Raw genomic sequence first — 24045 nt, 5'->3', positions numbered from 1 at the left:
ATGAAAACATTTAACACAATATTTCTCTTGTTTCTAACTTCAATGGCATTTGCCCAAGTTGGTACAAATGGTCAAGATAGAAAAGAAGAAGGCCGAAACATACAAGAGTATAACCTTACTATAGAAGAAAATGAAATAACTCTTTCAGGTGTAACTGCCAAAGGAATGACAATTAATGGTGGAATTCCAGGTCCTACATTAGAATTTAATGAAGGTGACCTCGCTATTATTAACGTAACCAATAAAATGGATGAAGAAACCTCTGTACATTGGCACGGTTTAATACTTCCTAATTTTTATGATGGTGTACCTTATTTAACTACGCCACCTATAAAACCAAACACTACATTTCAATATAGAATACCTATAAACCAATCTGGCACATATTGGTATCATTCCCACACGATGTTGCAAGAGCAAAAAGGAGTTTATGGCTCAATAGTCATTCATCCTAAAGAAAAGACCTTGGACTATGATAAGGATTTAGTCGTAGTCCTTTCCGATTGGACAAATGAAAAACCAATAAATGTACTGCGAAACCTTAAACGAGGAAATGAGTGGTATCAGGTTAAAAAAGGAACAGCGGTACCATTAAGCAGAGTTATAAAAGAAGATGCATTAGGCGCACAATTCAAATTTTGGCGCGATAGAATGGAAGGTGCAGATATTGCAGATATCTACTATCCTGCGTTTTTAGCCAATGGTAAAAAACTTGCAGAATATCCAGAGTTTAAAGCAGGTGAAAAAGTACGACTACGTTTTATTAATGCATCTGCTTCATCTTATTATTGGCTGGATTTTGGTGGTGGTAACCCGATGATTGTAGCGAGTGATGGTGTGGATGTAACACCAAAATATAAAAACCGATTTCTTTTTGCAATTGCCGAAACCTATGATGTGATTGTAACCATTCCAGAAGGCACATTGGAAATTACCGCAACAGCACAAGATGGTTCTGGTAATATGTCCATTCGTTTAGGTAGCGGAAAACTGTATCCAGCAACAGTTATAGACAGACCAGATAAAGTAGCTATGATGAAGCAAATGGCAAAAATGGATATGAAGATGGGTGCACCTGCTTTAGTAGGAAATAAAAACAGTAACACACCAGAAGTCCTAATGCAGAAATATGGGATGAAGATGAATATGGATATGAAAGATGGACAGATGGAGAATGAAATGAATATGGAAATGAAAAAGGATGTAATGCCAATGAATCATAAGATGATGCAAAAGGACACCACTTCATTTAATTATGACACACGTAAAACCTATTTCAATTATGATTTTTTAAAGGCAAAAGAAAACACGACTTATAAGGCAGACATACCTGTAACCGACCTTTTACTTAATCTAACAGGTAATATGCAACGTTATGTTTGGAGTTTGAATGGCATACCACTTTCGGAAACAGACAAAATTAAAATTAAAGGTGGAGAGGTTACTAGAATTACTTTGAATAACCTAACAATGATGCATCATCCAATGCACTTACACGGACATTACTTTAGGGTCATCAATGAAAATGGCGAACGTTCCCCATTAAAACATACCGTCAATGTACCACCTATGCAAAAAGTGGTCATCGAATTTTATAACGAAGAATATGGTGATTGGTTCTTTCATTGTCACGTGTTATATCATATGATGGGTGGTATGGCAAGAGTATTTAGCTATGATACACCACGCGATGAAAGGATGAAACCTTATCCAGTACAAAACCTAATTGACGAGACAGACCATTACTATTCGTGGGGAGCTGCACGTGTAGGTTCAAACTTTAATGAACTTTTATTGATGTCGAGCAACATCCGCAACGAATTTGGACTACGTGCCGAGTTTGATTATAACCAAAATGCCGAAATAGAAGTAAATTATAATCGCTACCTCAATGATTGGGTACGCGTGTATGCAGGCGTAAATACTGAAACTTCAACACCAGATTCTTATGATACATTCAATACTGTGGGATTGGTTGGAATTAAATATTTCACGCCTTACAGATTTAATGTCGATGTGAGTATGGACCATCAATTGCGCCCAAGAATACGTTTGGACAGAGAACTATTGATTTTTCCTAGAATTTTTCTCGAAGGAGAATACGAGTACAGAGCAGATTTTGGATGGGTTAATGAGTTAGAAAACAACAAATCTTATGAAGGTGAAACTCAATGGTTAATTGGAGCATCGTACATCTTATCTCGAAATTTTTCAATTCAAGGGAATTATAACAACCGATATGGTTGGGGTGGTGGACTTTCAATTAGATTTTAAATAAAATTATAACAATGAAACACACATATCACATACACGGAATGACTTGCAACGGTTGTCGCAGTCACGTAGAAGAAACGCTCTCTAAAGTAGAAGGTGTTTCAAAAGCAACAGTCGATTTAGAAAAGGCAGAAGCTACCATAGAAATGGAATCACACATACCTATAGAAACATTTCAAGAAGCCTTAAAAAAAGATAGTGATAGATACACTATCCATAATCAAGGTGAACATCATCATCATCATACCAAAGGTAAAAAGGAAAAGCAACAAAAAGGGAAAGGCACAGGCACATTTTATTGTCCTATGCATTGCGAAGGCGATAAAACTTATGATAAACCAGGCGATTGTCCTGTTTGCGGAATGGATTTGGTGGAAGAACAAAATCTATCAGCAACTTCAAAGGAACAATGGACGTGTCCGATGCATCCAGAAATTGTCAAAGACGAAGCAGGTTCGTGTCCTATTTGTGGGATGGATTTAGTGCCAATGGAAGCAGATAGTTCAGCAGAAGAAAAAACGTATAAAAAGCTATTAAAGAAATTTTGGATTGCTACAGCATTTACCTTGCCCATTTTCTTAATGGCTATGAGCGAAATGCTCAATAACAATCCGTTGTACGATATAATGGAACAGAAATATTGGAACTGGATTCAGTTTGCATTATCAATTCCAGTAGTGTTTTATGCCACTTGGATGTTCTTTGAACGTGCTTATAAAAGTATTAAAACGTGGAATCTCAATATGTTTACACTCATTGGAATCGGTGCAGGTGTGGCTTGGTTATTTAGCGTTTTCGGTATGTTGTTTCCAGATGTATTTCCAGAACAATTTAAAACCGAATCAGGTGCTGTACACGTCTACTTTGAAGCAGCAACGGTAATTCTAACTTTGGTACTTTTAGGTCAATTGTTAGAAGCTCGTGCACATAGTAAAACCAATTCTGCAGTAAAAGAATTATTAAAGTTAGCACCTAATAAAGCTATAAAAATAATAGATGGAGAAGAAGTTGAAGTCAGTATTGACGAGATAGAACTTAATGATATTCTAAAAGTAAAACCAGGAGATAAAATTCCTGTGGATGGTGTGATAACTGAAGGCGAAACAACTATTGATGAATCTATGATTACAGGCGAACCTATTCCTGTAAACAAATCTCAAGAAGATAAAGTAAGTAGCGGAACCATTAATGGGAATCAATCCTTTTTAATGAAAGCAGAAAAGGTAGGAAGTGACACTTTATTATCACAAATCATTCATATGGTTAATGATGCCAGTAGAAGTCGTGCACCTATTCAAAATTTAGCAGATAAAGTTTCAGGCTATTTTGTGCCAGTTGTAGTTCTTATTTCTATTATCACATTTATTGTATGGTCTATTTGGGGACCAGAACCAGTTTATGTGTATGCGTTTGTCAATGCAATTGCAGTACTAATCATTGCTTGTCCTTGTGCTTTAGGTTTAGCAACACCAATGTCTGTAATGGTTGGTGTGGGTAAAGGTGCTCAAAATGGTGTATTGATTAAAAATGCTGAAGCTCTTGAAAAAATGGATAAGGTAAATACGCTTATCGTTGACAAGACAGGAACAATTACCGAAGGAAAACCAACAGTTGAAACCGTTGGAGCTTTTAATGATGCTTTAAGCGAAAAAGAAGTGTTACAATACATCGTGTCATTAAATACCAATAGCGAACATCCTTTGGCAGAAGCGACAGTTAAATATGGCAAAGAACACAACGCAGAAATTTTAAAGTCCGAAGATTTTAGTGCTGTTACAGGAAAAGGTGTTGAAGCTAAAATTGATGGAAAAAATGTAGCATTAGGTAATCCTAAAATGATGGAATATGCTAAAGCGGATATTACTTCTAAAATGAAAGACGAAGCTAAATCTTACCAAGAACAGGGTAAAACAGTTTCTTATTTGTCAATAGATGAAACCGTCGTTGGATATGTAGTTATAGGCGATAAGATAAAAGAAACAAGTGCTAAAGCCATTAAAGCACTTCAGGATAAAGGGATTGATGTTATAATGCTTACAGGTGATAATCACGATACAGCACAAGCAGTAGCATCAGAACTAAATCTTGCAGATTTTAAAGCCAGTATGTTACCAGAGGACAAACTCAAAGAAGTAGAAAAATTACAAGAAAACGGAAAAGTAGTTGCTATGGCAGGTGATGGTATTAACGATGCACCAGCATTGGCTAAAAGTGATGTCGGTATTGCTATGGGAACTGGAACAGACGTAGCGATAGAAAGTGCTATGATAACTTTAGTAAAAGGCGATTTACACGGTATTGTAAAAGCAAAAAATTTGAGTAATGCTGTAATGAAGAACATTAAGCAAAACCTATTTTTTGCATTTATCTACAACACTTTAGGTGTACCTATTGCAGCAGGTGTGTTGTTTCCATTCTTCGGAATACTACTCTCGCCAATGATAGCAGCTTTAGCAATGAGTTTTAGCTCTGTTTCAGTTATTGGAAATGCACTACGATTAAGAACAATTAAAGTTTAACTATAAAATCAAAAAATATGGAAAATTCAAAAGAACACTCAAACAAAGGAAATTACAAAACCTTCTTTATAATGTTGGCTTGCTCATTTGTAGCAATGTACATAACGATGTATTTAAACACCTATTCCATAGACCACGTATGGTTTAGTCTAACACGATTCTATATGACGTGTTTAGGGATTTCAACAATGGCAGTAATAATGTGGTTTTTTATGCGAAAAATGTATAATGATAGAAAGAAAAACATAGCAATTCTTGCAGGTAGTTTTATTCTGTTTATAGGGGCTTTGGGGTTAGTAAGAGCACAATCACCAATAATTGGTGATGTCCTTTGGATGAAAGCAATGATACCGCATCATTCTATCGCTATTTTAACAAGTGAAAGAGCAGATATAAAAGACCCAGAAGTAAAAAAACTGGCAGAAGATATTATTGAAGCACAACGCAAGGAAATAGAAGAAATGAAAGCAATGATAAAACGATTAGAAAATGAAAAATAATAAAATAGTCATATACATAGGTTTGTTGGCAGTAGGTTTGCTCTTGGGATGGTTCCTATTTGGTGGTTCATCAAAAGAAGCAGACCATAATCACAATGAAGTTACACAAACCAATCAAATGTGGACCTGTTCTATGCACCCACAAATTATGCAACCAGAACCAGGTGATTGTCCTATTTGTGGAATGGACTTAATTCCTGCCGAAGCTGGTGCAGATGGATTAACAGCAGATCAGTTTAAATTAACAGCTAATGCAATGGCTTTAGCCAATATTCAAACAACTGTTGTAGGCAAGGGAAATGTTGAAGGCAACACCATAAAGTTATCTGGTAAAATTGCTGAAAACGAAGAAGCCAATGCAGTACAGGTAAGTTATTTCGCTGGAAGAATTGAACGTTTGAATGTGAGTTTTACAGGCGAAGAAGTTCGTAAAGGTCAATTATTGGCAACCATTTATTCGCCAGAACTCTATGCAGCACAACAAGAATTAATCACAGCAGCTTCTTTAAAAGAATCTCAACCTGCTTTATACAAAGCAGCCCGTAACAAATTGAAGTTATGGAAGCTGTCTGAAACACAAATCAATCAAATTGAATCTACAGGAAAAGTAAAAGAGAACTTTCCAGTTTATGCAACTGTTTCAGGAACAGTAACCGAAAAATTAGTAGAACAAGGCGATTACGTTAAACAAGGGCAACCGTTGCTTAAAATTGCAAATCTAAATACGGTTTGGGCAAACTTTGATGTCTATGAAAATCAAATCGATTTATTTAAAAAGGGACAAGAAGTTTTAGTGACTACAAACGCTTATGCTAATAAGGAATTTAAAGGGAAAGTAGATTTCATTGAACCAATATTAAACACCAAAACTCGTACTGTTGATTTACGTGTGGTTTTAAATAATAAAGAAACAATTTTTAAACCAGGAATGTTTGTAACCGCCAATATTGAACGAGTTTCAAGTAGTAATGATGAGGTATTAACAATTCCAGCATCTGCTGTACTTTGGACAGGAGAGCGTTCTGTGGTGTATTTAAAAACAAGTCAAGACCAGCCTGTTTTTGAAATGCGTGAAGTGAAATTAGGAAATCAAATAGGAAATGAATACGAGGTTTTGGAAGGATTGTTTGCAGGAAATGAAATAGTAACTAACGGAACATTTACGGTTGATGCAGCAGCACAATTACAAGGCAAAAAGTCTATGATGAATAAAGATGGTGGTAAAGTAATGACTGGACACGAAGGTCATTTAGGTATGGATAACAATGCATCTAACAAAGAAAGTGACCACACTAATATGAATGAGCGTTTGGAAGTATCAGAGAAATTTCAACAACAGTTAAATAGTGTTTACAATGCGTATATCAATTTAAAAGATGCTTTAGTAAAAGAAGATTCAATAAGTACTTCAGCAAACGCAACAACTTTATTAAATAAATTGAACAAAGTAGATATGAAATTGTTGTCAGATAATAAGGCGCATAACCATTGGATGTCATTAGAAGGCGAAATAAAATCTTCTGCAACTTCAATTTCTGAAACGTCCGATATAAAATCACAAAGAGACCATTTTAAACATTTATCATCACATCTAATCAATGCTGTACAACTATTTGGTATCAATGAAAAGGTCTATGTAGAATTTTGTCCAATGGCAGATAACAATAATGGTGCTTATTGGTTAAGCAAAGATGAAAAAGTAATCAATCCATATTTTGGCGAAGCAATGCTAACCTGTGGTGAAGTAAAACAAGTAATAGAATAATAAATCAAGTAATAACAATTAAATTTTAAACAATGAATTTTTCAAAGAAAAATCACGAACACAAAAACAAAAATGTAATCGACGTGAGTAAAAAAGTAATTTTAAGTGTAGCTGTAATAGCAGCATTAGGTTTAACAAGTTGTAAAAACGAAACCAAAAAAGAAACAGAAACCACAACTACTGAAATGTCAAAAGATATGGCAATAACAGACCTGTCTTTTGGTGTAAGAGGAAATTGCGGAATGTGTAAAAAGACCATCGAAAATGCTGCGCGTAGTGTAGACGGAGTAGCTTCTGCGGAATGGAACCGTACCCAAAAACGCATTGCCATTCAATACGATGCTCAAAAAGCCGATGCCATGGGCGTGCAAGAAGCCATCGCTGCCGCCGGTTATGATACCGAGCGAATAGCAGCCGATGAAAATGCTTATAAGAATTTACCCGATTGCTGCCAGTACGATCGCAGCATGGCGATGAACCAAACCGATGCGAGCGAAGCCGCTCACGAGGAACACCCCCACTAAGTGGAGCCACCAAGAGCCTGTTCGCAGGCTCTTTTTTTTTGTTTAAACTTCGGGCTGGTTTTAGCCTAACTTACTTTTCTTTTTTTCTGTTTATTATTCTTATTGCTTAGCATATCTTGTTTTTCCGTCAAGCGGAATGGATTTATTCTAGCACTAGCGTATTCCTTATTGCTATTTTAGGGCGGCTTCGACAGCAAATGACGGAGTACCGGTTTAAGTTTGTAGAAGCCTATCGCCTTTGCCTTGCGCTATAGTCTAGTATCGGCTTTATGCCATTACGTGAAGACTAGGCTAACCGCCAGCATTTTGAGAAGAAATTGCTAAGCAGGTAAAGGGGATAAGGAAAAAACAAAACAAATATTAACTAAAACTAAAACAAGATGAAAACAACATGGATGAGTCTACTAGGCTGTTTAATGGGTTTTATACTGCAAGCACAAGACTGCGATGAACTTATGGATTATGTAAAGACCCAAGATTACGGAACCACTTACAGCAGTCCGTTGAGCGATGCTGTGTCTAAAGTCACTTTTTATGAAGTAACGATTGATTACCGTACGCAATACTTTGCTATTGTTTGCTTTCAATCGGGATTTATAGGCTGCGATGAGTATATTTATAAGGTAGGCTCAACCACTCAAACGCATTATGCGGTACACTATTTAAACAGTGCAGGCAAGGCTTTTTGGAAGTACATCAGGCCGTATCATAAAAACCTAAAATGTAGTCCGAGTTTTGAATAAGGGGGGGACTAAGCAGGGCTGGGGGAATTTTCAATAATACAGAACATAGTCATATTTTTAAGGTCTAGGATTAATTCCTTGAGCAAGGCGGAGTAAAATCGAGCATTTTATTATCTTTAACGATTCTTTTAGGTAGATACCTTTAGCGAAACAGCTTCAAATACTAAATGACTAAAAACAAATTTTCTAACCCCAACAAAAAACCTTGGCCTACCAAAGATGCGATGGCGCAGGTGTATGAACAAAACCTGTGGGGTGGGGAGCAGGAACAGTTTTACTCGGGATTGGGCTCGCATCATCCGGCGGTGGTAAAACCTTATATCTCGGCGGTGCAAGATTTTTTAAAGCAATTGCCCGAAGCGCCAGTGATTGGCGATTGGGGTTGTGGCGATTTTAATATCGGGAAAAAATTGTTGCCTCACGCCAAATACTACCAGGCCATAGATATTGTACCCAATTTAATTGCCTACAACCAAAAGCAGTTTAAGCAAGCTAACTTAAGTTTTCATTGTTTAGACCTTGCCAAAGATGAGCTACCGGCTGCCGATTGCATTTTGTTGCGGCAGGTTTTGCAACACCTCTCGAATGCCGAAATACTCGCCATCTGCAAAAAACTATCGGCTTATAAGTATGTGATCCTTACCGAACATCTTCCTGAAGGTAGATTTGAACCGAACCGAGATATTATTTCTGGACAGGGTATTCGTTTAAAAAAGGGTAGCGGAGTAGATTTGCTCGCGCCGCCGTTTAATTTAGCAGTACAAGAGGTTAGGGAGTTACTGCGCATAGCCTCGCCAGGCTATTCTGGAGTCATTGTAACTTGGGTATATACCATGTTTTAAAATACTTTTGCCATTTAAACATAAATATTATGCGTCCTTTTTTGCCTCTCTTCCTATTTATATTACTTAGCCTCAGTCTAGGCTGCAAGGCTTTTGCTCAGCAGCCGACTCCTGTAATAGCATCTGCGCAAAGCCTAAGTCTAGCCGACTTGAAAACTTACTAAAGCAAGAAAGAGGGTTTACAAATTATTACTTGGAATATTCAAAATCTAGGTCGATCAAAATCAGACGCAGAGATTGCCCAAATGGCGGCGGTCTTACGCCACGCCGATGTGGTTGCCGTGCAGGAGGTGGTGGCCAAAGATCCGGCGGGTGCTCAAGCGGTAGCTCGCTTAGCCGATGAACTCAACAGAACCGGAGCAAAATGGGATTATCAGGTGAGTTTGCCAACTAAGAGTCCGTCGCCCTACATCAGCGAACGCTATGCTTTTTTATGGAAAACCCATCGTGTCCGCTTAAAGCGAAAAGCCTACTTAGACCAAACTCTACAAGATCGGGTTTATCGCGAACCCTTTATCGGGCAATTTGAAGATAAGATATCGGCGAAAGCATTTTATGTAATCAATTTTCACGCTCGTAAATACAACGACCAACCCGAAAGAGAAATCAAAACTATGGGTGATTATTGCGAGCGATTAAACACACAAGCCTTAATACTGGCGGGCGATTTTAATCTGACCGAGCGGCATACGGTATGGAATCCGTTTTATAAAAAGGGTTTCCGGTCGGCACTGTATAAAAATCCGACTACGCTAAAACGCAAATGCCAAGATGGGATTTACCGAAATCATGCGATTGATAATATGTTTTACCCCTCGGGCATACAAAAAATAAAAGCGGCTAGCATTGATTGGGTAGGCAGTTGTGATCGTTTAGAACAAGCCAGAACAGTATCTGACCACCTGCCGGTGTGGATGCATTTTAAATTAAACTGATGAGAAGTTAAAAAAAACTTTTATTTTTAGGCATTAATTGTGGTTAATATGCAGCAGGTTTTTCATGCCAAAGTTTCTTATGGGTTGCTCGCCTTAGTAGTATTATCAATACTTACGTGTATGGCACCCTTACTCACCCAAGCTTGGGAAGATTGGTTTTGGGTCTTATTGGTTTTTATGCTTTTACTGGAAGCTTTTATATTGCATTTGTTTTTATTTACGCGGTATACAATAGTAGGCGATAGCTTGCACGTGCGCAGCGGTTGGATACGTTACCCCGCTATACCCATTGCGCAAATTACTTTAGTAAAACCTACCAAAAGCATATTATCGGCACCAGCGCCATCTTTTAAACGCTTGGTGGTTTGTTATAACCGCTACGATGAGTTGATTGTATCGCCTAAGCAAGCCAAAGCCTTCGTAGCCGCTTTACAAGCGATTAATCCGAATATAAAAAGTGAAATTTAACCAACAATAATTTAAGCACTATAGCTAAAATGAGTGCTAAAGAATATCAATCTATGAAATTTGACAAAGAACATTATAAGGTTTACACATGGAAACATTGGTCGATGTTGCATTGGTGTATCAATCCTGGACTTGTGATCAATGAGTTGATTTTAGGGCAGCGCGTACCCAAAGTCAGTTTGGTAGATAAAACCCAAGATAAACCGCTGGTAGAGCGTTCTTATGTGCCTTGTCCGCATTGCCATAGTCTACATGATTCTCGCATTTGGGCGTCCCCGAATGCTACGCTATTCAAAAACTGGTTCGGCTTATACTGTCCTAATTGTCAGCAAATCATTCCTTGCCTAATGAATGTATTTACCTTTTTGATTTTGGCTATTAGTTTCCCGCTCTGGGGCGGATTTAAAAAACGCTTGAAAACCAAATGGTTGGCACAACAACCTGCGCGTTATGAAAATTTAAATTTAGCGCAGGTCTCTCAAAAATTTAAAAGCCAGAATTGGGTAAAAACCGGTTTAAGTTGGGGCGCGTTTATGTTTGTTTTTATGAGTGTGTTGTATCCTTATTTTACCGGCGGAAAAATAACAGCAGTTAGCTTAGGGATGGGTGTTGTAATCTGGACGTTGGGCGGATTGCTATTCGGTTACTTTATGAAGGCCTATTTAAATAAAAAACCAACTATTAAAACCAAATGAATAAATAGTTTATAGACTGAATTTTGGTGAAGATGCTCATTTAAAATGCTTATATTTAATATTTTAAAGCCTTGTATAGACTATTTAGGCGTTATTAATTGCTCATCTTTTTAAATATAAACTTATGCAGTCCGCTCAAAAATTCCCGGATTTTACCAAGCTAAAAGCCATTTTTATCAATTGTACTTTAAAGAAATCGCCACAAGCCAGCCATACCGAAACCTTGATGCGTCAAGCTATGGATATTATGACCAAAGAAGGTGTACAGCTGCGATATATACGCTTGGTAGACCATCAAGTACCGCCTGGAGTTTATCCCGATATGACCGAACATGGTTGGGAACAAGACGAGTGGCCACAGCTAAAAGAACAACTACTTGCCGCCGATATTTTGGTTGTGGGTACCCCTATTTGGTTAGGTGAAAAATCATCGGTAGCTCAAAAATTAATCGAACGCTTGTATGCCTTAAGTGGTATGACTAACGATCGCGGGCAATATATTTATTACAACAAAGTAGGTGGCTGCCTGGTTAATGGCAATGAAGACGGTTTAAAACATTGTGCGCGTGATATATTGTATGCTTTACAACATATAGGGTACAGCATTCCGCCCCAAGCCGATGCGGGATGGATTGGCGAAGTGGGACCCGGCCCAAGCTATGGCGATACCGAGTGGCAGGACCAAAGCCTCAATCAGCCTGCAGGTTTTGATAGCGATTTTACCCAGCGCAATACTACTTTTATGACCTATAATTTATTGCATCTAGCGCAAATGATTCAAGCTCAAGGCGGATACAGCAACTACGGCAACAATAAAAAAGCTTGGGATGAAGGCAAACGCTGGAATTTTGACAATCCTGAGTACCGGTAAACGGATTGCATCACTTTAATTTAAATGCATTGAATTTTTATGCCGTTAAAATTTCAAAATGTATAGGTTTAAAAGTACCGCCATTACTGTCTTCGGCAGAGCAGGCTGTCAGCCCCACAATCAAGTCCATTTTCGCTTCAAAGAGAATAAAATCTCCCGCCTTACTTAATGGGGGTTCCACGCTTATTTGCCCATCTTCTTTTACTTGAACATTCATAAAGATATTAAAAGCATTCGGAATTTGATCAGGCTCTATGCCAAATGGCGCTAAGTTGGTATATAGGTTCTCAAAACAGCTGGGGTGGTAGCCCTCATAGTCATACATAATCTCAAAGGTCTCTGGACTACAGGGAGCGAGCAAAAAATCATTACGCCCATTGGTGTCTTCTACTATTTTCATCATCGGCTGACTTCTATTGGACCACAGTTGATTGCCTGTAGTTAAGAAAATATTTTCTTCAAAGTCTAAACTTTTCCCAGATGATAATTTTTCCCGCGGGTCTTTTGCATTAAAAAGTACCATATCGCTTACTTGCTGCCCCTTGGGATCAATTACCTTTAAATATTCTCCTTTTTTTATTTGAAAAGCTGTTCCCGACTGTTCAGGTATTTTTTTTGTCATACTGTCTATTTTTGTATTTAAGCTTTATGGAAAGGACATTTCCAATTTTTTTCTGTTCTTCTACCGCTGTATTGGCGTGCTTCGCTAGCATCACCAAAATCGGCTAAGACCGGATTGATTGACCCTTGTAATGCCTTATCTCTTTTCCGAATTCGTTTTTTGACCACTTCATAACTTCCCATTTCGCGCAATTTTTCAAATTGAGCGTGCAGGTTAAAAGCGATACTCACATAGGGTGCCTGCCTGGCCTTTCTTGAACTACGCGGGTGCATTCCTACTATATAAAATGCCCTACCGGCAATGCTGAAACTAAAGTTGTTACTCGCCGGATCTGCCGAAACGCTTGAATCCCAATTAGCATTATCAGCTTGGTGTATTTGGTTGAGGAATTGCCAAAGCGCTTGCTCAAAAGATTTTTCATCTTTAAAATTAAATTCTGGAAATACTGCAATAAAACTAGCAATTTGATTATCATCAAAATCGTATTGCTGGATGTATTCTTTTAAATCGGTTACCAGCTGGTGTGCATTGCTTTGCGTGTCGAAGTCGGTATAACTTCTAAGAAACAAACCTTGAGTTTGATGAACACTATGGGCCATTATGCACGGGTGATTATTGTCTACTATAAACTTACGGAAAGCTTTTTTATAGATTTTATTTGAATTTTGGTCGGTTTGTTTCTCTGAATTCATAAGCTTTTTTTTTAAATTAGGTATTCTATTTTCATATAGTAATCGAATTAACAGATAATTAAACAAACCTTAAACTAGTTTAACAAATGCTGATTTTAAATTTTAGTTTGGTACCTAAAGTACAATACTAGCATAGCAGCGTTTAGGGAAAACGAAATTCCATTGGTTAATATAATAGCAAGGTCAGCACGTAATACACCGTAAACCGTCCATAAACCTACTCCCATTGTTAAAATAAAGAACATCTTAGGAGAGAGATCGGCTACTTTTTTGCTTCGCCATGCTTTATACAATTGTGGTATTATTGCTGAGGTGGTACACACACCAGCAACCAACCCTAGAAAAGTTAGCCAATCCATTGCATTTTGGGATTAAAGGTTTATCGTTAAGGATATACAATTTCAATTAAATTGTTGATATAGTAGCTATTAAGGCTATTAAATTCTAGTTAAACAGCTCTTAAGGAATTCTAAAATACCGGTGAGATTGTCTTGCTATCCTATAATTTAGTAATCAATTTAAAATGAAATGATGATGGAACAAGATGAAAAACATGCCGTAAATGAAGATAGTTTGCAAGAAAAGTATGAAGGGGAAACCCATTCTAAAGGCGAGGATACTCATGCTAATAAATCGCTTTGGGAACAGATGAAGAATTTATTTGGTTTTTAAAATACCCTATTAAATTGCCTATGCCTTTAGAATTAGAATTGGATGTGATACTGTTTTTAAAATGACTTAGCGGCTATTTTAGCTGGCTTTTTAATGGGGTTAGAACGCCAGTTAAAGGGGAAACATGCAGGCTTAAAGACCAATGTTTTAGTGGCATTAGGCGCTAATGTTTTTATAATGGCCTCTTTGGTTTTTGCCGATTTCTCAGACACCGATCTTACCCGAGTCTTAGGGCAAATTATTGTTGGCGTAGGATTTCTAGGTGCTGGTGTAATTTTGCCTAAAAATGGAGAGGATAAAGTAGTAGGATTGGCTACAGCTGCTACCATTTGGTGCAGTGCGGCTGCAGGATGTTTAGCAGGACTCGGCTTCTATGCGGTATTAGGAGTTTTTACTTGCATGGTGGTATTGGTAAATCTTGTTTTTGGCTTGTTGAATAGAAAAATAGATAAAAAGAAGTCGGCTCACAAAGAGTAGTAATTCTATAGCTTAAGCATCCTCATTCGTATTTTCAATATCTTCTTGTTCTTCATCTGATAATAAGTAATGATCTTTTCCTAAACCCACAATTTTAATGATGTTGGTTACCGTTTTGTATAATAAAAGTATAACTGTAATTAAGGTACCGCTTAGCAACGAAGAAAAAAACAAACAGATCCAATAAATATAACTGAACCAGGCTGTTGGCAAATTTTCTGCTTCGGTTATAGGGATATTGAATAACTGAAAAACAATTAGAGTGACCACAAACAATACCGTTACCAACTTAGCAATATTTAAAACTTGTACATAGTGTTGATTCTTTAAGCGCGATTTGGTACTTGTACTTATACCTAAAAGGGTAAGCAATAAAGCCAAAATAGTTGCCGATGCTAAAATAATGGTATTGCACAACATATTAATACCAGACATCGAGGTATTCAACAGCTGCTTAGCCTCGTAGCCCGATAGGTTTCCTAGTATAAATACCGCCAAACCAATAAAAATAAAAGCAACTAAGCCGCCACTTATGGGGCCTTTATTTTTATTGATAAAATGCTGCATAGTCCTTTATTTTAAATGGTTTTCATTGCTAATGGCTTTGGCTACTTCCTTTGTACTTTTCTCTTTTGAAAGATGTTTACAGACCTCTATCTGAGTCTCTTGCGATTGTTTTTGATGGTATTTGGCTATTGCTTGTATTTTATACGGAATGGCTTGAAAGCCTAAAATCAATGGCAAATGTTTTTCGATTAAATTCCTTGGTAAATCTTCATAGTACAAAGGATTTTCTTGTCGACTTTCAAAATGGTTTACCAGTATTTTTAAATCTTTTTCAAGCTGCCTTTGACTACGAGGAAATAGTTTGGCGTTTACGTGAACCGCACTATAATCCCAAGTACTGATGTCTTTATGGGGGTACCAAGAAGAGGAGACATAAGCTTGTGGACCTTGAAAAATAAAAAGTGCCTCGGTACCTGATTTTAAATATTCAAACTGCGGATTGCTTTTGGCTATATGTCCTATTAGCTTAAACGCATCTGCATTTCCATCAAGCATAATGGGAATGTGGGTGGCCAGTAATTCTTCGCCTTGAATAACCATACTGCAGAAAGGATAAGCTTTTATAAAGTCAAAAATGTAGGATTTGTCTTTTTTTTGATAAGCTTTAGGGTAATACATATTTATTGATTTTTGACATCTTTAAGTAACCAATCTTCTAATTCTAAATCCTCTTGATTGGTGTGCAATACAGAAATATCACCAGTAGTTTCAAAAACAACCGCCCGAACTTGGCTCAGTCGGCAAACGTTTGCCTCTCTTAATTTGGCGCGTAAGTCACTTTTGGTTATTCTTGCTTTTTTTAAGTTGTTATCTAAAATTTCTTGCTTATCCATCAACAATAAAGGTGTATTGTCTATAGCCGTTTGCACGGATTGGTAGCGCCGTAGTTGTGCGATAAGAAATTGAAAAAGGAAAATAAAGAAACACCCAAAAACACCTTCGAGTAAACTCACCGATTGGGAGAGTAGTGTAGAGGCAATAATCGAACCCACGGCGATGGTCATGGCAAAATCAAAACTTGACATTTTAGAGAAACTGCGTTTACCAAAAATTCTTGTGAAAGCAATTACTACCAAATAAATTACTAAAGTGCTAATGCCGATGGCGATTAGGGTTTTAATATCGGTTGCGAACCAGCTTTTCATAGGATTATCTTTTTTGATTTTTATTTGTTGAAAGTTAACCAGAAAAGGAGTTCACCCTATACTTATTAATAATAAATTAATACTTATATGTTGTTATTTAGCAATAATTTATAATTTTTGCTTGTTTTTGATAAAAGTTAAATAATTGTCTAGTAAGCCCTGAATTTGTTCGGCAGCAATGGGGTTGGCCGAGTGTACTGCAAACTGTAATTCGCTTAGGTCTATACCCGATTCGTAAACCAACCACTTGGCGGCTGCATAGCCATCGGGAGCCACTTGGCCGTTATCGGCTAGACCTAAATCGTTATCAAAACTTATAAAATCGGGTAAACCAAACCGAAGCAGGTGTTGCTTAAAAGCTTCAACACTACGTACCACGGCAAAATCTTTACAAAGCGGTGCGGGATAAACATGTTGCGGGTCGCGTATATCATCTAAAAACAAATGCTTTTTGGGAGTAAAACGCAAATCCGTAAAGAAATGATGAACAGAATTTTGAAATACTTTCAATGGGATACGATGAGCTAAGTCGGCTATAAGCTGCAGTCTAAAATAGGTCTTATTAGGAAGTTTTTGAGCGATGAATTGTAAACTTTCTTGAGCCGACACTACCGTATCGGCGGCACCTAAAGTAAAATGCAATAAGGATTCGTGCTTTGGGATTTCTTGGGGAATTTCTTGATCTAGACTTCTTCTTACCAAGGCCGGATTAAATAATAGGCCGGGCCTATTAAGCATTGCACTTAAGTGATAAGCTACAAAACCGCCCATACTGCTACCTACTACAAGATCTATATTTTGATCACGATATTGGTGGTACAAGTGGTTAATTACTGATGCATTTTCACGGTAATCGATGCTAGGAGCAATTACTTCTGCATATTTTTCTAAAAAGGCACGTTTAGGCGCGCTTAATTTACTTTCGAGTCCGTGGAGATATAAAAGTTTCATTAGTCCTGGTATTTTTTATAGATTTTTTCAATTTCGTTCTGTATATGTTGGCGGTAGCTTTTGGGGGCAATGACCTCTGTGTACATACTCATTTTTAGTATTTGACCATCTAACTCATGCGTGGGCACCAGTGTTAGGTTAACAAATTGGTAACCCGATTCTGTTGCCGGTAGAATACGTTGGGAATGATGAAGCGGCAAACTGGCAAGATATTGAGCGTGCTTATTGGTTACCTTGAGTTTTATTTCTTGAGGTTGCTCATCGGTGGCAAACAACCCAACCACCCGATCATACTTTTGCAATTGATCTTGATATTGGCTTCTCGGGGTAGTGCTTAACTTACCCACACGTGGGTTTTGCATACGTTCTACCCCATAGGTGCGCACTTGGTTTTTACCCTGAGGAACCCCGATGAGGTACCAACGGTTAAGGTATTCTTTAAGCAATAAGGGTCTGATGTGTTTTTGACTCGGCTGCTCTTGGCTGAATTTTTTGTAGGTAAAATGCAGATCGCAATCGAGTTTAAAAGCTTGCAATATAGGCGCTAGATTCTCAATGTTTTTAAGTTGGCTCGAATCATCAAAAACTACATAATCCAGGAGTTCGTGATGATTTTGCAAGCCATCTCTAAAAACGTCTCCCAAATTAAGCAATTCGAGAAATTTAAAAAAAGAATCGGCTTTAACACTTTTTTCGGTATCTATATAGTACCCCTGTTGATGGTTGTTATAACAAAGTTCTAACCCAAAATCGGTTTTGATTTTTTCAAAGTCACGTTCTAAGGTACGCGCCGAAATTTCAAAATCGCGCAGGGCCAAGTATTCTAAAATGGCCTCTTTGCTAGGATAGTGACGATCTCGAATAAATTGCATAATATATTGTATGCGCCGGGAAATAATGTATTTACTCATAGGCGTAAAACTAGTGCAAGAGAACGACATTTGATGTCGAAGCTCTTTTGAAATTTCAAATTTTTCCTCATTAGATAATGCTAATATAATCTTAATAGGCTAAATTTTAACGTATTATGCTTTATTCTTTTTATAATTTGGTGAAAATTACTAATCCTTTATACTAAATAGAAACGATTATGTCTTTATTAACCATTATTTTAAATATTTTACTTCCGCCATTAGCCGTATTTTTAAAACATGGCTTAAGCGGCACTTTTTTCTTGAATTTAGTCTTAACCTTGATTGGTTGGTTGCCAGGGGTGATTCACGCCTTTATTGTGAACGATTAAATAGAAGGCATTGCGCAGTTATGAATTAATAGGCTAGGAGTTTAGGCAAAGTAGGTCCTGCGTTTGATATGCTATTTGGCTAAGGCGGATTGGTATTCTGACAAAAATTCCGCTTTAAGCGAAAAGATAAAACCACAAGTTAAAGGTGTTGCCTAGACCTTTTTTATAGGTTTAGGCTTGAAGCTGTATACTCTTGATCTTTTACGATAGCCGATGCAAGTCTGCTAGGCAATTGAAAGAACAGGCGGTAAGCATAACTTTTATGAAAAAATGTATGCGTAGCCTATTCTAAGCCGGCCTGAGACTAAGGCAAACGAGGAACTATCGCTAAAGTATAAATCTACTTAATTTATAGCATTTGTTGTTTAGCCGAAGCAATATTAATTCGTTGTAATTAGCTAGATAGTACTGTGAGGGGCTTTTTCTGGTTCATCAGGTTCTTGTAAAAGCGAGCGTCGCTGTTGTTGCATCCATAATTGTAATGCCTTGAAAGCATCTGGGAAAGCCTCCGGAATTGACTGCAACCATGCCTCTGGGCCACTTCTGTTTAAAAAGGTTGTATCGGCAGTAAACCACCTAAAAAGCGAATTTGCATCGGGTATATCGTGTTTAAAATTAGTTTCCCATCTTTTTAAGAGGCTATCTAGAGCCTTAGGTAACTCATCTACTGAGGTTGTAGAGTAGGTATATTAGCTATCGTAACGAATAAGCATTGGGGAGGTAAATTCTATAGTTTAGCATTTGAAAATAAAATGAATGAGGTTCAAAACGGCATGGCAGCTCGTACCTTTTACCAGTGGGACGATTCGGGTAAAATAAACGGACAGTGGTTTGATAGCAGAGGGAAGCAATTAGAACTCACTGGGCATTTGCATGAAAACGAACTTTTGGTTTATTGGAAAGAAAAAGGCGGAGAACAAGGGAAAAGCCATTACCGTTACCAGCCAGAGGATGACACTTGGGTAGTGCAAGATTATATCAAAATTAAAGAAGTGTATCAGCTCTTTGCTGAGGCTAGTTACCGAAGAAAATAAAGAATTTTAAAATTTTAAACTTACTATGAGTAGGGTACAAGATAAAAAGATTGCGCTGTTGCGCGGTATCAAAGCGGGAGGCCACCGCCCTGTGCCTATGCTAGATTTAAAGAAAATTGCTTGAGATGTAGGATATTTAGACATTAAAACCTATTTGCAAAGCGGAAATTAGCTATTTCAGTCTGATGTTTCTAGCCTTCAAATAGAGCAAGACTTAAGTGCCAGCCTAGCGGCTCATTACCCATTTAAAATACCGGTGATTGTGCGTGATGCCGATATGTAGAATCAAGTAGTTGCCGAAAATCCTTGTGTAGATGAGGATTTTGATCACAAGCAGTTGCACGTTTGTTTTGTTCAAAAATCTGTTCCGCTTCAAGCGCCCTTAAATCCGTTTGAAGAAAAATTTGCTCCAGATCGGTTAGTGTATGGATATCGTGTCCTTTATATCCGCTACGAGGGTGTATCGCATCGCTCTAAGTTAGATCTTTAATTTTTAGAGAAACAATTGGGCAGTAAATGCACCGCCTGAAACTGGCGCAGCCTACTTAAAATACAAGCCTTCTTGGCTTAAATCATAGGGTAATTTAAGGTATTTCTCAAATTAACATTAGGGGAGCTTTTACAATTTATTTTTCTCTGTTTGGGCTTGATCTTTTAAGATTTGGTTTTGCATGACCAACTCACCCCATTGGGCCAGCTGCAGAATAAGGGGCTCAAGTGTTTTTCCTAAATCGGTTAAGCTGTAGCTCACTTTTAAAGGTGGCTTTTGGTGGTATACTTTACGTTTGATTAATTGGTCTTTTTCTAACGCTTTAAGCTGTAAGCTTAATGTACGCTCGGTTACCTGTGGCATTTGTTGGCGCAATTCGCTATAACGTAAAGGGCCTTGTAGTAAATGGTAAATAATTACGGTTTTCCATTTGCCTCCAATAAGTCCCATGGTTAAACTGGTGCAGCAGGGGTACGATTTACCCTGATAAACAAAATCCTGTAACTGTTGATTTTTTTCGTGTTCCATACTATACTTTTTGACCGGTATTGCAAATGTAGTTGACTATATTTGGTTTTGCAGCTATAAAAATTATAGTAAAGATAAAAAATTGTTATGCAAAAAGAAATGAATTTAGAAGCCCTGATGAACTGGCGTTACGCCACCAAATCATTCGATGAAAATAAAAAGATAAGCGCCGAAGATGAAGAGCAGTTAAAGAATTTACTGCGTATGAGTGCTTCGTCTATCAATTCGCAGCCCTGGCATTTTGTTATCGCCAAGACCGATGCAGGCAAGGAGCGTATGGCTAAAGGTACTGCAGGGTTTTTTAGTTTTAATGCTGCCAAGGTGAAGCAAGCTTCGCATGTGATTTTATTCTGTGCTAAAACCGATATTGATCACGGGTACTTAGAGCAAGTGACCGAAAAAGAAGATGCCGATGGCCGATTTGCCAATAGCGATTTAAAAGCTCAAAAATTAGGCGCGAAAAAACTATTTACCGATATTCACCGGTTTGACTTAAAGGATGCTCAGCATTGGATGGAAAAACAAGTTTATTTAAATTTAGGCAGCTTTTTATTGGGAGCCGCCAGTTTAGGGATAGACGCCGTGCCTATGGAAGGAATAGATATGAAGGCCTTAGACGAGGAGTTTGGTTTGCGTGAGCAAGGTTATACGGCTTTGGTTATGGTTGGTTTGGGCTACCGGGCGCAAGACGATTTTAACGCCGCTTTACCCAAATCTAGATTAAGCGAAGACACTTTGTTTGATATAGTATAAAGATTAAAATCTTCAAAAAAAAGCTGCTTTTGTGTTGAAAGCAGCTTTTTTTTATAGCTGTGGTACGGCTTATTTTTTAGCATACCAATTGCCATTTTTTGTAATATAGCGATGCATCTTTTCTTGTTGATAAGCCTGGTCTAGTTCGTCCTGAGCTTGGGCTAAACTAATGTTGGCCAAAACTGCATATTCTTTAGGGCAAAGCGAGCTGAATATTGCGCTTAAACTTGCCAGATCTTTGGGGTAATTTTGTGCTTTAGCTTGAGGAACTAAAGTTTTAATGCTATTTTCAAGAACAGTAAAATCTTGTGCCCCATAAATCATTTTTTGTTGCTGCTGTTGGTTAAGGAAGAGCAAACTAGGGAATCCGCGAATACCCAATTGTTGTGCCAAGGTCAAATCTTCTTGAAATGCTTTTTCGGCTTGACCGAAATGAATTAAGGCTTTTAATTTAAGCTCATCTAAATTTGCTTTTTGTGCAGCTTGGTGCCAAGTTATCTCTAATGTTATATTTTGTTTTTTTAGAAATACTGCTTCCCTTAAATAGCGCAAGAAGGCAATTGCCTTATCTGGATCTATGGCTTGTGCAGCTTTGAATGCAATAGAAGGAGGGTAAGATGAGTCTAAAGGTTGCTCTAGCCATACATCACCATCTATTGGCATTTGATAGTGAAGGCTTGCTTCATCCCAATGCTTGGCAACATCGGCCGGACCGCTAATATCTCCCGCATTGTAGTTCCAATTGGGTAACAATCCGCCCATTTTATAATCGATATCGATTAGGTGAGGATAGGTTAATTTTAATTTACGCAATTGAGGTTCTATGCCCCAGCAGCTCGAGCAAATAGGATCTGTAAAATAGATTACCTTGATTTTTTTATCCGCTTTAAGCGGAAGAATAGGAGTGGGGTAAGATTTTTCATCGGATTGTATGGAACAGACACCCGTTTGCGGATTGCAAAAAAGTTGGTTTTTTGCCTCTCTCATTGTTAAAATTCTTCTTTTTATTAAAAATTAAAAATAGTCATTTTTTTAATGAAGCGCATCCTTGGCTTAAACTATGATTCACCTGTAATATAGATTTGTTTTCATCTTATAATTTCTAATAGTATTTAAGGAAAACACGGGTTGAGCTATAGGTTGAATAAACAATTAAAACGATTGATTTTTGGGGTGCAATTTCATTATATCATTATGGGTTTATTGATTTATGTTGATCATTAAGGTTTCCAATCGGATTGCTCATTATACTAAAGGGCAGCTATTTGCCAAGCCCAACAAATTCAACTCGACTTGTGCTTATCATTTTTTTTTAACTTTATAAGATTAAAGGCTTTGTTTACGCGGTTTTTACGGATTGGTTTGACTATAATAATATTGGAATGAAGTAAAATAATTAAGATATTTATAATACTAAATTAAAATCGAAGGGCAGGGGGGAAGGACTAGTATAGTTAGGTCTGACTATTGACAAGGGTTGATTAAGCAAGGTAAAGCAGTTTGTACTAATTTTTTGATTGATAATTATAAAATTAAATTGTTTTACTACTCTTATATTAATTATTAAAAAGTATCTTTATCCGGAAATATTAACCAATAAAAGTGTATATTTGACTCGATATAACCAGTTAGCTACAATTTTGACCAACCAATGAACTATTATCAAATTTCGGAATATATAAACAAGAAATATCTCAAACCATTAGAAAGTTTTGAATTAAATAATTTAGCTGACTTTCAAACCTTCCACGATGAATTGATAAAAATAAATGTGGAATTAATTGCAAAGGGATTTCCTGTAATGCCACATTACAGAGGTGAACAAAATTATGGCTGGGATATATTACCAGGAATATTTAGACCACCATTCTCAAAAGAAATTGATTTAAGTAAGGCTCGTGGAATTGAAAAAAATGGAGCTGAAATTTTTAAGAAAAGGGTAACTGAAAAATATGGCGAAAATCAATTATTTAAACATAGTAAAGAACCTTATGGAAAAGATTGGGACTTACTATTTCAAGCTCAACACGCAGGAGTTAAAACCAATTTAATTGATTTATCCACTTCGAGCTTAAGTTCTGCTTATTTTCTATCAGAACCTTCGGATAAGCACGAAAATTCAGATGGTCAGTTTTGGGGTTTGCTTGTACCTCACGACTTTATCCTCAATGAAACGTCTGATTACGAAAAATCACTTTACCCTAATTTCAATCCATATGAATTAGATTCATCTTTTGTTTGTAATGTACCAACTTATATCGATGATATTGACCAAAGAACTTATCAATTTAGATTGTTTAGACAACACGGTCGACTTTTTGCGTCAAGCAACTCGGACATAGATATACCTTTGAACAAAAAAGATTTTTGGAAAAATATGATAGTAAGAGTCAGAGTCAAGGCTGAAGCAAAAAAAATAATATTTGGAGAACTAAAGGCTCGTGGAATAGATAAAGAAAGATTAATTCTGTCTCAAAATGATGATGTGACCGAATTTATTGACGGAATAAACAACGAAATGAAAAAACTGTAGCTAACAACGGCTATAGTTCATTACGGCTGAAATTCCTAATCGGAATTTCAAGCCTTTTTGCTAAATTTATGGTTACGGCGGAATGATACTCGCGTACCATTCCGTAACGAAACCATAGCCAAACACGTTACCCACAAGCTGAAAACCCACCGCACATTTTAGCACTTTCGGTTTTTTCCGAAACACAAATCCAACGCTAAAA

General features: G+C 37.3%; 28 protein-coding genes. 18 read left to right on the top strand and 10 right to left on the bottom strand.

Annotation, left to right across the window (positions count from 1 at the left end; genetic code table 11):
- The 11 genes from FT993_RS03995 to FT993_RS03945 all read left to right on the top strand — a co-directional run bounded on the left by FT993_RS03995 (position 1) and on the right by FT993_RS03945 (position 12136).
- Positions 1–2274 carry a multicopper oxidase domain-containing protein gene (locus FT993_RS03995; protein ID WP_147861254.1) on the top strand — a complete coding sequence of 758 codons (2274 nt, stop codon included), beginning with the start codon at positions 1–3 and terminating at the stop codon, positions 2272–2274.
- Between the two features lie 14 nt (positions 2275–2288).
- Positions 2289–4793 (top strand): heavy metal translocating P-type ATPase, encoded by a 2505-nt coding sequence (locus FT993_RS03990; RefSeq protein ID WP_147861253.1) that lies wholly within the window; start codon positions 2289–2291, stop codon positions 4791–4793.
- A gap of 17 nt (positions 4794–4810) precedes the next feature.
- Entirely contained in the window at positions 4811–5293 is a 483-nt protein-coding gene (locus FT993_RS03985; protein WP_147861252.1) for a DUF305 domain-containing protein, read from the top strand.
- The gene (locus FT993_RS03980; protein ID WP_147861251.1) at positions 5283–7058 is read left to right on the top strand and encodes an efflux RND transporter periplasmic adaptor subunit; all 1776 of its coding nucleotides are present in this window, start codon (positions 5283–5285) and stop codon (positions 7056–7058) included. The genes FT993_RS03985 and FT993_RS03980 overlap by 11 nt, the downstream gene beginning before the upstream one ends.
- A 32-nt stretch (positions 7059–7090) precedes the next feature.
- Positions 7091–7582 carry a heavy-metal-associated domain-containing protein gene (locus FT993_RS03975; protein WP_147861250.1) on the top strand — a complete coding sequence of 164 codons (492 nt, stop codon included), beginning with the start codon at positions 7091–7093 and terminating at the stop codon, positions 7580–7582.
- A 380-nt stretch (positions 7583–7962) separates the two neighbouring features.
- The gene (locus FT993_RS03970; RefSeq protein ID WP_147861249.1) at positions 7963–8325 is read left to right on the top strand and encodes a hypothetical protein; all 363 of its coding nucleotides are present in this window, start codon (positions 7963–7965) and stop codon (positions 8323–8325) included.
- Between the two features lie 167 nt (positions 8326–8492).
- On the top strand, positions 8493–9167 hold the full coding sequence (locus FT993_RS03965; protein ID WP_147861248.1) for a class I SAM-dependent methyltransferase: 675 nt from the start codon (positions 8493–8495) through the stop codon (positions 9165–9167).
- A 185-nt stretch (positions 9168–9352) separates the two neighbouring features.
- Complete coding sequence (locus FT993_RS03960; protein WP_147861247.1) at positions 9353–10102, top strand: endonuclease/exonuclease/phosphatase family protein; 750 nt, start codon at positions 9353–9355, stop codon at positions 10100–10102.
- A 48-nt stretch (positions 10103–10150) separates the two neighbouring features.
- Entirely contained in the window at positions 10151–10570 is a 420-nt protein-coding gene (locus FT993_RS03955) for a PH domain-containing protein (RefSeq protein ID WP_147861246.1), read from the top strand.
- Between the two features lie 29 nt (positions 10571–10599).
- A complete protein-coding gene (locus tag FT993_RS03950; protein WP_255504416.1) occupies positions 10600–11265 on the top strand; it encodes a hypothetical protein in 666 nt (221 codons plus the stop codon).
- Positions 11266–11389: 124 nt separating this feature from the next.
- On the top strand, positions 11390–12136 hold the full coding sequence (locus FT993_RS03945; protein ID WP_147861244.1) for a flavodoxin family protein: 747 nt from the start codon (positions 11390–11392) through the stop codon (positions 12134–12136).
- A gap of 37 nt (positions 12137–12173) precedes the next feature.
- Here the strand turns inward: FT993_RS03945 and FT993_RS03940 are convergent, their stop codons facing one another.
- The 3 genes from FT993_RS03940 to FT993_RS03930 form a co-directional block, all read right to left on the bottom strand.
- Positions 12174–12758 (bottom strand): DUF1989 domain-containing protein, encoded by a 585-nt coding sequence (locus FT993_RS03940; protein WP_147861243.1) that lies wholly within the window; start codon positions 12756–12758, stop codon positions 12174–12176.
- Between the two features lie 17 nt (positions 12759–12775).
- Positions 12776–13450, bottom strand: a complete 675-nt coding sequence (gene gntA, locus FT993_RS03935; RefSeq protein WP_147861242.1) for a guanitoxin biosynthesis heme-dependent pre-guanitoxin N-hydroxylase GntA — start codon at positions 13448–13450, stop codon at positions 12776–12778.
- Positions 13451–13545: 95 nt separating this feature from the next.
- Entirely contained in the window at positions 13546–13809 is a 264-nt protein-coding gene (locus FT993_RS03930) for a SemiSWEET family sugar transporter (protein ID WP_147861241.1), read from the bottom strand.
- Positions 13810–13978: 169 nt separating this feature from the next.
- Here FT993_RS03930 and FT993_RS12270 point away from each other — a divergent pair, with 169 nt between their 5' ends.
- Together FT993_RS12270 and FT993_RS03925 are read left to right on the top strand one after the other, a co-directional pair.
- Positions 13979–14122 (top strand): hypothetical protein, encoded by a 144-nt coding sequence (locus FT993_RS12270; RefSeq protein ID WP_187240749.1) that lies wholly within the window; start codon positions 13979–13981, stop codon positions 14120–14122.
- Positions 14123–14215: 93 nt separating this feature from the next.
- Positions 14216–14599, top strand: a complete 384-nt coding sequence (locus tag FT993_RS03925; protein ID WP_147861240.1) for an MgtC/SapB family protein — start codon at positions 14216–14218, stop codon at positions 14597–14599.
- A 12-nt stretch (positions 14600–14611) separates the two neighbouring features.
- Here FT993_RS03925 and FT993_RS03920 read toward each other — a convergent pair whose 3' ends face one another.
- From FT993_RS03920 to FT993_RS03900, 5 genes are all read right to left on the bottom strand, one after another.
- Entirely contained in the window at positions 14612–15166 is a 555-nt protein-coding gene (locus FT993_RS03920) for a hypothetical protein (protein ID WP_147861239.1), read from the bottom strand.
- Between the two features lie 6 nt (positions 15167–15172).
- A complete protein-coding gene (locus tag FT993_RS03915; protein ID WP_147861238.1) occupies positions 15173–15784 on the bottom strand; it encodes an FMN-binding negative transcriptional regulator in 612 nt (203 codons plus the stop codon).
- A 2-nt stretch (positions 15785–15786) separates the two neighbouring features.
- Complete coding sequence (locus FT993_RS03910; RefSeq protein ID WP_147861237.1) at positions 15787–16311, bottom strand: DUF421 domain-containing protein; 525 nt, start codon at positions 16309–16311, stop codon at positions 15787–15789.
- A 108-nt stretch (positions 16312–16419) separates the two neighbouring features.
- Positions 16420–17262: a YqiA/YcfP family alpha/beta fold hydrolase gene (locus tag FT993_RS03905; RefSeq protein ID WP_147861236.1), complete on the bottom strand. Its 843-nt coding sequence runs from the start codon at positions 17260–17262 to the stop codon at positions 16420–16422.
- Positions 17262–18173 carry a YafY family protein gene (locus tag FT993_RS03900; RefSeq protein ID WP_187240748.1) on the bottom strand — a complete coding sequence of 304 codons (912 nt, stop codon included), beginning with the start codon at positions 18171–18173 and terminating at the stop codon, positions 17262–17264. The genes FT993_RS03905 and FT993_RS03900 overlap by 1 nt, the downstream gene beginning before the upstream one ends.
- 179 nt (positions 18174–18352) lie before the next feature.
- Between FT993_RS03900 and FT993_RS03895 the strand changes: the two genes are divergently transcribed.
- The 3 genes from FT993_RS03895 to FT993_RS03885 all read left to right on the top strand — a co-directional run bounded on the left by FT993_RS03895 (position 18353) and on the right by FT993_RS03885 (position 19663).
- Positions 18353–18505, top strand: a complete 153-nt coding sequence (locus FT993_RS03895; protein WP_147861234.1) for a YqaE/Pmp3 family membrane protein — start codon at positions 18353–18355, stop codon at positions 18503–18505.
- A 752-nt stretch (positions 18506–19257) separates the two neighbouring features.
- Positions 19258–19539 carry a hypothetical protein gene (locus tag FT993_RS03890; protein ID WP_147861233.1) on the top strand — a complete coding sequence of 94 codons (282 nt, stop codon included), beginning with the start codon at positions 19258–19260 and terminating at the stop codon, positions 19537–19539.
- A 25-nt stretch (positions 19540–19564) separates the two neighbouring features.
- Positions 19565–19663 (top strand): DUF1697 domain-containing protein, encoded by a 99-nt coding sequence (locus FT993_RS03885; RefSeq protein WP_147861232.1) that lies wholly within the window; start codon positions 19565–19567, stop codon positions 19661–19663.
- 495 nt (positions 19664–20158) lie between these two features.
- Here FT993_RS03885 and FT993_RS03880 read toward each other — a convergent pair whose 3' ends face one another.
- Positions 20159–20557, bottom strand: a complete 399-nt coding sequence (locus tag FT993_RS03880; protein WP_147861231.1) for a helix-turn-helix domain-containing protein — start codon at positions 20555–20557, stop codon at positions 20159–20161.
- 87 nt (positions 20558–20644) lie between these two features.
- Here FT993_RS03880 and nfsB point away from each other — a divergent pair, with 87 nt between their 5' ends.
- A complete protein-coding gene (gene nfsB, locus FT993_RS03875) occupies positions 20645–21310 on the top strand; it encodes an oxygen-insensitive NAD(P)H nitroreductase (RefSeq protein WP_255504415.1) in 666 nt (221 codons plus the stop codon).
- 69 nt (positions 21311–21379) lie between these two features.
- Here nfsB and FT993_RS03870 read toward each other — a convergent pair whose 3' ends face one another.
- The gene (locus FT993_RS03870) at positions 21380–22297 is read right to left on the bottom strand and encodes a DsbA family protein (protein ID WP_147861230.1); all 918 of its coding nucleotides are present in this window, start codon (positions 22295–22297) and stop codon (positions 21380–21382) included.
- A gap of 664 nt (positions 22298–22961) precedes the next feature.
- Between FT993_RS03870 and FT993_RS03865 the strand changes: the two genes are divergently transcribed.
- A complete protein-coding gene (locus FT993_RS03865) occupies positions 22962–23843 on the top strand; it encodes an FRG domain-containing protein (protein ID WP_147861229.1) in 882 nt (293 codons plus the stop codon).
- The last annotated feature ends 202 nt before the right edge of the window (positions 23844–24045 follow it).

Source organism: Mesonia sp. HuA40 (assembly GCF_008017835.1).
Lineage (GTDB): Bacteria > Bacteroidota > Bacteroidia > Flavobacteriales > Flavobacteriaceae > Mesonia.
This window is presented reverse-complemented; position numbering and strand designations above follow the sequence as displayed.